8 protein-coding genes are annotated in these 9,857 nt (G+C 52.4%); 1 reads left to right on the top strand and 7 read right to left on the bottom strand.

Annotation, left to right across the window (positions count from 1 at the left end; translation table 11 throughout):
• On the top strand, window positions 1-308 hold a 308-nt coding region (locus J7M22_08690), incomplete at its 5' end, for a hypothetical protein (GenBank protein MCD6506687.1).
• 296 nt (window positions 309-604) lie between these two features.
• Here J7M22_08690 and J7M22_08685 read toward each other — a convergent pair.
• The 7 genes from J7M22_08685 to J7M22_08655 all read right to left on the bottom strand — a co-directional run bounded on the left by J7M22_08685 (window position 605) and on the right by J7M22_08655 (window position 9,716).
• Window positions 605-850 carry a transposase family protein gene (locus J7M22_08685; GenBank protein MCD6506686.1) on the bottom strand — a complete coding sequence of 82 codons (246 nt, stop codon included), beginning with the start codon at window positions 848-850 and terminating at the stop codon, window positions 605-607.
• Window positions 837-1,043: a transposase gene (locus J7M22_08680; GenBank protein MCD6506685.1), complete on the bottom strand. Its 207-nt coding sequence runs from the start codon at window positions 1,041-1,043 to the stop codon at window positions 837-839. The genes J7M22_08685 and J7M22_08680 overlap by 14 nt, the downstream gene beginning before the upstream one ends.
• Before the next feature lie 65 nt (window positions 1,044-1,108).
• The gene (locus J7M22_08675; protein ID MCD6506684.1) at window positions 1,109-1,480 is read right to left on the bottom strand and encodes a hypothetical protein; all 372 of its coding nucleotides are present in this window, start codon (window positions 1,478-1,480) and stop codon (window positions 1,109-1,111) included.
• A gap of 342 nt (window positions 1,481-1,822) precedes the next feature.
• Window positions 1,823-4,936 carry an efflux RND transporter permease subunit gene (locus J7M22_08670; protein MCD6506683.1) on the bottom strand — a complete coding sequence of 1,038 codons (3,114 nt, stop codon included), beginning with the start codon at window positions 4,934-4,936 and terminating at the stop codon, window positions 1,823-1,825.
• Window positions 4,937-4,941: 5 nt separating this feature from the next.
• Window positions 4,942-6,531 carry an efflux RND transporter periplasmic adaptor subunit gene (locus J7M22_08665; GenBank protein MCD6506682.1) on the bottom strand — a complete coding sequence of 530 codons (1,590 nt, stop codon included), beginning with the start codon at window positions 6,529-6,531 and terminating at the stop codon, window positions 4,942-4,944.
• Between the two features lie 2 nt (window positions 6,532-6,533).
• Window positions 6,534-7,943: a TolC family protein gene (locus J7M22_08660; GenBank protein ID MCD6506681.1), complete on the bottom strand. Its 1,410-nt coding sequence runs from the start codon at window positions 7,941-7,943 to the stop codon at window positions 6,534-6,536.
• A gap of 321 nt (window positions 7,944-8,264) precedes the next feature.
• The gene (locus tag J7M22_08655; GenBank protein MCD6506680.1) at window positions 8,265-9,716 is read right to left on the bottom strand and encodes a hypothetical protein; all 1,452 of its coding nucleotides are present in this window, start codon (window positions 9,714-9,716) and stop codon (window positions 8,265-8,267) included.
• Between the last annotated feature and the right edge of the window lie 141 nt (window positions 9,717-9,857).

Genomic DNA, 9,857 nt, shown 5'->3' with positions numbered 1-9,857 from the left:
TAGGGGATGCAGGATATGACGGGGAGGCAAATTATGACGATGTTGAGAGGATACTGGATGCCAAGCTAGTTTGTGCAGTTAACCCTAGGAGAGATGCTGATTTGAAGGATCTGCGAGGGAAAGGAGAGCTTAGTCAGGAGAAGCGCAAGCAGCTAGAGGAGAGCAATAGCAACAGAGCAAGAGGTATATTGTTATATCTGACTAAGAAGGAGGAGCTATATGGAAGGAGGATATGGATTGAGCAGAGCATCGGCATTCTCACTACTTTCCTATCTATGAAGGATATCCCATATTGGGTCAAGGGGTGAGGAAAGTAGCTAGGTGGGTGTTCGATCACATATTCGCATTTGTCTGCATCGCATATTGTAACAAGAAGCATAGTCGTCGGATTCGTCAGGTCGCTCCGTACCTGATCTGACGAGTATTTATTGCAAACCCTATATTTTATATTCATCTAGCCTCTTTGTCTACTCCCCCTTACCTACAAAATTTTCATACACCCTTTCAGATCTCCCATCCATATACATATACACCTGATACGGAGTCCTGTATCCCAGTGCCTGATGCAGCCTCTCAATAGCCTCAGGGACGGTTTCGTAATCACTCAGATACACCTCCTCTCTATGAAGATGTTATCCCATACCCTTCCTCTGCCACACATGCTTATCTGGATTCCCTCCTCCTTAAGCCTTCCCGTGAAAGCAGAGCTTGTGAACTGGCTCCCCTGATCTGTGTTGAATATCCTAGGCTTCCCCTTCATGAGGGCTCTCTGCAGCGCTGAAAGGCAGAAATACCCATCAAGAGTGTTTGAAACCTGCCAGGATAGAAGATATCTGCTAAACCAATCCATTGTATGTGATGTCGCTGCACCATACCTCATCTGGCCTCACTATCTTCATCCCCTCCAGCGCCATCTCCCTCATCAGTCTCTCCACCCTCTTTGATCTGAGATAGGCCGTCATTCTTGGAACACCGTAAAACGGGGTCTTTGTGTATTGCTCATCTATAAGGCGCATCAGGTGCAAGTTGTATGTGTAACTCACGAATCTGCCGTGATTGGGGTGAACACTTTCCGTTGGATTGCCTACTGTTACCCTCGTAGGCGCTCCTACGGTAGCTCGCCTCTCAACCTTCCTCTTCGTATCCGCTTTGCGACGGCATCGTATGACATGTTATACTCCTCGCTCAAATCCCCGTAGCTCCTCCCCTCGAAGACCCATTTCCTCATCATCTCCCTATCCATCTCGCCTGATCCATCGCAAGGTTGAAGGCTAGATCGGAAGGAGGAGGGTCTTCTCGGCTTTCTGAGATGCAGATACGCCCTGAGGAAAGCCTCCTGAGCTATCTCCTCCGCGTCGAAGGGGTCGGTGATGAGGGAACAGAGGGCGCTGCAGACCGAGTCGAAGTATTTCTCCACCAGTTTGCAGAACGCAGAGCTATCGCCTGAGATGGCTTTTTGTATCAGATGCTCGTCCTTCATGATGTTCCTCCATATATATAGACGTAATTTCGGACGGAGGTTGGACGGAAAATTTTCATTCGTAATACACGCTAGCGCTCTCAGGCGGCGTGATTCAGCCTCGGCTGATGGGGACATCCTCAGTATACTATCGGATCGATCATATGTAAAGCGATGCTGAAATACAGGTTGCCTTGGAGGAGCTCGATCCCTTCATCATCCACCGTTCCTGGGCGGAACCGAGAGCCGATTTAACCCTTGTGCCCACCGAAGAAGCGAAGGCCCAACTCATATGGCTCGGGGTGAATGCTTGATCCGGTAACCTTCTGCAGGGGCAGGCCTTCATACCTGCCCCTGATCCGGTTATTCTGAAGTATTTCTGCCTTTCAATCTAGCTGAGATCCGTTCGAAAACCGTGTATATAACCGGCACGAAGAAGAGGGTCAGGAAGGTGGAGACGGTCAATCCGCCGACGACCGCCCTGGCAAGCGGTGCCCTAAGTTCAGCGCCGGATCCCAACCCGATGGCTATCGGGATCATGCCGAAGATCGTGGTCAAAGCCGTCATCAAAACCGGCCTCATCCTTCTCCTACCGCCCTCTATCACGGCCTCCATCAATCCCATATCATATTTCCTTCGCAACAGGTTGATGTAGTCCACCATGACGATGCCGTTATTGACCACAATTCCCGCCAGCATTATGGCCCCCGAAAAGGAGAGGATGCTTAACGTCGTTCTCGTTAGGGCGAGCATCCAGATAACCCCGATGACGGCGAGGGGGACGGTGAACATGATGATGAACGGATCGATGAGCGATTCGAACTGTGCCGCCATGACGGCATAGACCAGGAAGATAGCGCCGATGAAGGCGATGCCGAGCCACCTGAAGGATTCCCTCTGTTCCTTGGCAGAGCCGCCGAACTGGATGGCGAAATCGCTGGGAATCTTCAACTTCCCGCTTCTCTCAAGCGCCTCTATCTTGTCCCTTATCTCCCTCGTGGCGCTCCCCAGATCTCTTCCCTTCAACCCTGCCGTCACGGTAATATATCTCTCCTGCTTCTTGCGCTCGATCGTGATAGGTCCGTAGCTCCGATCGATCCTGGCTACGGAGCTAAGCGGGATGAGAGTTCCAGTCGGGGTAGGGATCAGCAGCGATTTGAGGACGTCCAGATCGGATCTATTATCCTTCTTGAGCCTCACCCTTACGTCATATTCATCTCCTCCCTCTCGATATCTGGTTGCGACCGTTCCCTGGACGTAACTCTGGATCGTATTTGCGATCATCGCCGCGCTCAGCCCCCTGGAAGCGGCTGCCTGGCGATCTATGATGATATGGTATTCGGGCAGGGGTTTATCCACCGCCACGTGGACGTTATAAACGCCTCGAACGGTCTGGAGTACATCTTTGATCTTATCGGCGATCTGGATGGCTTTCTGCCGGTCATAGCCGTATATCTCGATGATGATCGGCGCTCCGCCGAAGGCTTCCATCATATAGGAAGCCGACACCGCCGTCACCTCAATCCCCGGTGTATGGCCTATCTCCTTCAATATCTGCGTCTCGATCTCCTTCTGCGACCGCTTTCGCTGATCGGGATCGGTCAGCCTGATTATGATCGTGGCGGAATGTTCCCCAGCACCTCCTCTGAACATAGCTGATATCCCCTCTCCGGTACCCACGGTCGTTAAAATCGCTTCCAGATCCTTCCCACAGACCTCTTTGATCTTCTCCTCCATCTGCGAGACGGCCTTTATGGTCTCCTCGAGCCTCGTTCCCACGGGCAATTTAACTGAAAACTGAAGCCTTCCTACATCCGTTTCAGGTATGAATTCGGTACCGACCAACCTGAGAGGATAGACCATGAGGATCGACCCGATGAAGATGAGGGCGACGATCGAGATAACGATCTTTTTATGGTTTAGAGCCCATTCCAGCGAGTTCCTGTATCTCTCCTCCAAAACCTTCTGCCAGCGGGCGAGAGCTTTGAAGAATCTGTTTCTATCACCGACCTTCAAAAACCGCGAGCACATGAGCGGTATTAAGGTCATAGCGACGAAAAGGGAACAGAGCAGGGCGAAGACGACAACTAAAGCCATATCCCTGAAGATCAGGCCGGTTATACCGGGGACGAGGACGATCGGCAGGAAGACGGCAACCGTGGTTATGACTGATGCCGTTATAGCGTTTATGACCTCGGATGTCCCGATGCTGGCAGCCTGTCTGGCCGATTCTCCGCTTTCGCGGTGTCTGAAGACGTTTTCCAGAACCACGATGGCGCTATCGACGAGCATTCCGATCGCCAGCGCTAATCCTCCCATCGTCATCATGTTCAACGTCATCCCGCGCCAACCCATCACCAGAAAGGTTATGATGATGGATGTGGGTATGGCAACTGCTATGATGATGGTGCTCCGGAAGCTGTGCAGAAACAGCAACAACACCAGGACGGCGAGTATGGCTCCCTGTATAGCAGCGGTTCTGAGGTTGGCCAGAGATCTGTTTATTATCCTGGCCTGATCCATGATGATGCTCAAATTGACCCCTTCTCCAACCAGCTCCCTGTTAAGCCTTTTGATCTCCTTCTTGACCTTACCGACCGTTTCGACGGTGTTCGCGCCGGACATCTTACGGACCCTTATGATCACGCCTGGTTTGCCGTTCACCCTATCCTCTGTGCTTTTCTCTTTGAAGGAGTCAACCACCTCGGCTATATCGCGCACGTAAACGGGGGATATCCCCGGCTTAACCACCACATTTTTGATCTCATCCACCGATTTGAACTGCGCCGTTGTCCTGAGCAGCGTCGATGTAGGCCCCTCCTTAATGTTACCGGCGGGCAAATTTAAGTTCTCCATCCTCAGAGCGTTTATCACCTGATTGATCGAAAGGTCGTGTGCAGCGAGCTTGCGGTGATCCACGATCACCTGTATTTCCCTCTCAGCTCCTCCCTCCACCTGAGCTGCCGCCACGCCGTCTATCCTCTCCAGAGCCGGTACGATCTTATCCTCGGCTATCTTCCTTATCTCCGCGGCCGGTCTGTTCCCGGAGACGCCGACGAAGACGATGGGTATTATCGAGGGATCGAACTTGAAGACCAGGGGCTTGCTCGCCTCATCCGGGAGGTAATCCTCTATCATCCCTATCTTCTCTTTCACGTCCAAGGCTGCCGCGTCCATGTCGGTGCCCCATTCGAATTCGACCATGACGATCGAGATCCCCTCTTTGGAGACCGAGGAGACCTCTTTAACGTGGCTGACGGTGCTGACCGCCTCTTCGATCGATCGGGTGATCAACGTCTCGATGTCCTCCGCCGACACGTTCTGATAAGAGGTCATAACGGTGATCACCGGATACTCTATATCAGGCAACAGCTCCGGCTTGAGCCTGAGGGCCGAGACCAGCCCTAAGACGATAAGGGCTAAAAAGAGCATCGTGAAGGCAACGCCCCTTCTTATCGCCAGATCATGTATCTTCATCTCTCCTACCTCCCCTTCACCTTCACCACATCGCCGTCCTCAAGCTGGTTCCCCCCGGCCACGACAACCAGATCCTTTTCCGTGATCCCCTCCGTTATCTCAGCGTTCCACTCGTCGGTCAAACCGACCTCGACCGCTCTTTTGACCGCCTTGCCGTTTCGCACGACGAACAGGAAGCTGCTGCCGTTTTCGTTCAGAAGGGCTGTTCTGGGGACGAGAAGGACGTTGCGATGTACTTCGATCGGGAGGACGACATCGGCCGACATACCGGGCTTAAGCTTCCCCTGAGCGTTGTCAAGATAGATCTTGATTCTGACTGATCTGGAGGTCGGGTCGACGACAGGGCTGACGTAGTCCACCTTGCCCTGAAAGCTCCCCGTGACCGTTTTGATGAGGACGGGCATTCCCTCCTTCAGGTACGGGATCTCGCTTTCCGAGACGGTGGTTACGATCTTAACTTTGTCCATCTTGACCATGCTGAACATACCCACACCCGGGGCAACCATCGCTCCCTCATCGACCATTCTCTGAACTATCACTCCGTCGAAAGGTGCGGTAACTGTAGCGTCTTTGAGCCTTTGACGGGCGAGATCCAAGGCGGCTTTAGCCTGCTCATATCTGGACTCCGCCGTCGTGATCTCCAACCTCCACGTCTCGGCATCGAAGGATGCTTTAGCCAGATCATATGCGGCCTGAGCCTGTTGAACTCTGGACTCGGCGAGTTTGAGATCCTTCTCCCAGCTTCTGGTCTGCGCGTAAAGCTTGGCCAGTTTCAGGTTGGCCTCAGCGCTTCTGACCTGCGCCTCCATCGCCCGGATATCCTCTTCACGAGCGCCCTTCTTGACGATGGTCAATTGCTGTAGGGCGGCTTCGTACTGGGCTTTAGCGACCTTATACTGCATCTCGGCGCCATCCATCGTCTGCTTGCTTATGACCTCCTGCTCATAAAGCGCGCTCATTCGCTCATAGTTCTCGCGGGCGTTATCTAACGCAGCCTTAGCCTGCTCAACCATGGATTCCATCCGCTTTATCTCCTCAGGCCTTGCGCCCCTTTTGATCTTTTCGAGATTGGCCTTCAGGGCATCGAGTCCCGCCTCGGCCTGTCTGATCCTAGCTTGGACGCTTGCTTCAGATATATCCTTGACCTGTTCAAGTCCGACCTGAGCGGCTATCAGAGCGGCCTTGGCCTGTTTGAGCTGGGATTCGGCCTTTATCTTAGCCAGCTTTCGGGCTTGCTCCAAAGCAGCCTCGGCCGATTTCAATGCGGCTAAGGCCTGCTTAACCCCCAGATCCAGCTCGACATGTTCTATCACAGCGAGCGGATCGCCTTTTTTGACGATCTGCCCCTCATCGACCAGAATCCTCTCTATTCTTCCGCTTGCCTTCGGGACGATCTTCACCTTCCGATCGGGCTCAACCGACCCGACGAGGGTGATTTCTCTCCTTATCTCTCCAACCTTCGGTTTGGAAACCGCCACGAGCTTTTCAAGCTTCATCCCCGCCCCGCCTCTCATGGGAGGTTGAGCGTGAGCGAGGGGGAAGGAGAGCAACATCAGCGTTGAAATGAGAATGTAGCCCCAAATTCTCCTTGTCATTTTTATTCCTCCCCTATGGCCTTTTTGATCTTAGCAGTTGCGAGGGCATAGTCATGCAAAGCCTGATAATAGCTGAGCTCAGCCTGCATGAGGGCGAGCTCGGCATCGGTGAGCTGCACCGAGGTGATCAGCCCGTTTTTATACTGCAGGTTTGCCATTCTCAATCCTTCTTTTGCCTGCCGAACCGTCTCCTTCTGAGCTTCAAGGAGCGATTTCGCCTCCATCAGGGAAAGATAGGCGGCTTTCACCTCTAATCTAATTCCATCCTCAAGCTGCTGCATCCCCAACCTCATCTGATTCACGGTCGATTTCGCCTCCTTTACCCTCGCCACTCGGCTGAAGCCGGTGAAGATGGGCAGATCGGCTCTCACCATGACGCTCCATGTGGTTTGACCCTCCTGCTTTTCATTGTCCGAGTAGCCGTAATTCCCGATAAGCGAGACCGTCGGCAGGAAGGAACCTTTGGCGATCGAGACCAGCCTCTCCATCGCCTCTACCTGCAGCCTCATGGATTTCAGATCTGGTCTCCTTTCGATCGCCCTGTCGATCAACTCATTGAGATTGAGTTTGAACTCAGGGGTTTGAAATTCACCTTTCACCTCTATATCCTCCGGCCCTTCGAACCCGATCGTCATTTTGAACCTCTCCTTTGCGAGCCTCAAAGCGTTCTGCGCTTTGATAAGGCGAGATTTAATGTTTGCCAGTTGAACCTTGGCACGTAACAGATCATATCTGGTAGCGGTTCCGGCCTTGACCAGCCTTTCAGCCATTTTGTAGTGCTCTTCCGTCTGCTTGAGAGCCTTTCGGGAAACGTCGAGGAACCTTTCGGCCAACAATACGCCATAGAAGGCCTCCTTAACATCATAGATCAGCCTCTGTCTCGTCGCCTCCCTCTCCATCCTCGCCGCCTCGAGCGATAACCGCGCCTGTCTGATGGAATTATAGATGGTTCCGCCCGCGAATAGCGTCTGTTGCAGCGTAGTGCCGGCCTGGAAGTTCTTCTTGGCGCCCATCGTGAAGGTCATCTCCTGCGATCCTAACCCGAAGGTTGATCCTCCCATATCGGCTCCCATGCCGGGGACCCCGCTTTGATCATAAGGCGGGGCGGGATTAGGCGTGGATATTTTCCCCGTGGGCAGGGTCGGGGTTGGTATTTCAAGCGTGACCTTCGGGAGTTTACCGTTATAGAGATACGAGGCATTGGCGGAAACCTTAGGCAGCAGATTCGCCCTTGCCTCGGCCAACTTCGCCTCGGCTGATTTCACCTTCTCCTCAGCCGCCTTCATGGCCTTGCTGTGCTGAAGGGCATACTCGAGGCTCCTTTGAAGCGTAAAGACCTCAGGATCGTCGCTGAAAGCGGTCGGGCATAAAATCGACACGACGAAGAGGATCACAATGGATCGCCTGATCATCTCGCTACCTCCTGATAATGATATCCCTCTTTTCACCCCTGCGAGCCATCTCGACCTCCCATGTTGACTGACTGGTCAGTATTATAACATTATACATCTCAGCATGTCAAGTCGATATCTAATTACAACGCTCAAATCTCCTTTGAGTGTAGCGGTTATCCATGAGGAGGAACAAGGGGAAGGGAAATTCGTTGCACGTTCAACGTTTAACGTTGAAACGTTTTCCGCTTCCGGTCCCTCGTTCCTTCTCTCGGATCTCTGCTACACCTAACGATAATATGAGCGAATTACAAACCCACGCTGGAAGTTCAAGGAAGGAGATCATTTGATGACCACCATCTTCCCTATACCTTTGAAAGGCCCCGCCTTCAACACATAATAGTAAACCCCGCTTGACACCTCCTCTCCGAACATGTTCCGCCCATCCCACCGTGCTGCCATCATCTTACTCTCATAAATCCCCTTCGGCTGCAAACCTAGATCCAGAACCCTTACAAGGTGAAATCCCATGTCATAGATCTCTATGACAACTCGGCTTCTCTCCCCCAACTCATACGGAATCCATACCTCCCCGTTGAACGGATTCGGATAGCTCTGATGAAGGGCATATCTAACCGGCATAGATGGCATTGAAACCTTGATGACATCAGATGGAACACGTTCACCTGATATATCAATCCTTTCCACATAGTAATAGTACGTCTGACCCGGAGATACGTCCCTATCAACATATGTATAACCACCAGGAAAAGCTGATCCTTCACAACTCCCTATGAACTTCTTCCGTCTGTATTCTCTTTCCCCAGATTCCCTCCTATACACGACGAATCCCACATCATCCGCATCCACCTCAACTTTCCACCGGAGGATCACCTTTCCTTCCCTCACATCTCCTCTGAGCATCACGGCCTCTACCGGTAATGACGAATCTCCATCACTGCCGATCGTGAACTGGCTGAATCCGCTTATTCCCTCAAACCTGACCTCTCCTGTGGCCGAGTCCGCACTCACCGCACTGGCAACCATACTCCAACTGCCTGTGCTGTTGCCCTCTCTCCTGAAAAGCTTCAGATTACCAGGGTTGGCCTCATCCCCAGGCCCGATCATACCAGGGCCTAAGATGAAGCTCAGATTCGTCTCTATCCCCTCAGGCCCATCTATTACCCAATATCTATTCAATACACTTCTTACCCCTGCCGGCTGCATTCCCTCCGGTCTCTTGTCTATGAGCGTAACACGGACTTTACCCCCTGAGCTGTTGGAGGTAAAATCCATCTTAACTTTCACCCCTTTGAAATCCACAATGTTGGAACCCGATGTTATGACATGTGCCTCGCATCTACCCAATTCTGCAGTATGCTCTCTCCCTTCATTTAGCTTCGCCCTGACTATCTCCAGAGGGCTGGTGCCATCCGCCACGTCATCGAACACGACATAGGCAAACTCCCCTTCTCCCCTATACGGCATCGCCCGCGTGAGGGCTATCCTGATCTCCGAGCCCTTCACCCTGTAGGCCACAGATGACCCCTCTGCAACCGTCCCGTTCAGCTCAACTCCAACCGCCTTGACAACCTCCGGATCATACCTCACCCTTATCTCCGCCGAGATGATTCCAAGTCCTGTCATATCGCTCACATATAGAGGCACTTTAACCCCTTTATCCCCTTGTGAGACGGTGATCTCATCCTGTATTGAGAGAAAAACCACAGACCCTTCGCTCAGCCCTGTTAACATCATCAGGCATATCGATAATAATATGATCGATCTTCTCATCACGAACTCCTCCTATTTGACCACGCACATCCTCCTCACATCGGTGTAACTTCCAGCTTGAAGCTGATAGAGGTATACGCCGCTTGAGACGGGGCATCCGGATCTATCCCTTCCATCCCAGTATGCCGCTTTACCTCTATC

The sequence above is a fragment of the Candidatus Poribacteria bacterium genome (assembly GCA_021162805.1).
Taxonomy (GTDB): Bacteria; Poribacteria; WGA-4E; order B28-G17; family B28-G17; genus JAGGXZ01.
The sequence above is the reverse complement of the archived record's forward strand: the minus strand, read 5'-3'. Positions and strand labels throughout refer to the sequence as shown.

Coding starts and splice junctions, on each gene's coding strand:
- J7M22_08685 (MCD6506686.1), bottom strand. CDS start 850: ATGGATTGGTTTAGCAGATATCTTCTATCCTGGCAGGTTTCAAACACT.
- J7M22_08675 (MCD6506684.1), bottom strand. CDS start 1,480: ATGAAGGACGAGCATCTGATACAAAAAGCCATCTCAGGCGATAGCTCT.
- J7M22_08670 (MCD6506683.1), bottom strand. CDS start 4,936: ATGAAGATACATGATCTGGCGATAAGAAGGGGCGTTGCCTTCACGATG.
- J7M22_08665 (MCD6506682.1), bottom strand. CDS start 6,531: ATGACAAGGAGAATTTGGGGCTACATTCTCATTTCAACGCTGATGTTG.
- J7M22_08660 (MCD6506681.1), bottom strand. CDS start 7,943: ATGATCAGGCGATCCATTGTGATCCTCTTCGTCGTGTCGATTTTATGC.
- J7M22_08655 (MCD6506680.1), bottom strand. CDS start 9,716: ATGAGAAGATCGATCATATTATTATCGATATGCCTGATGATGTTAACA.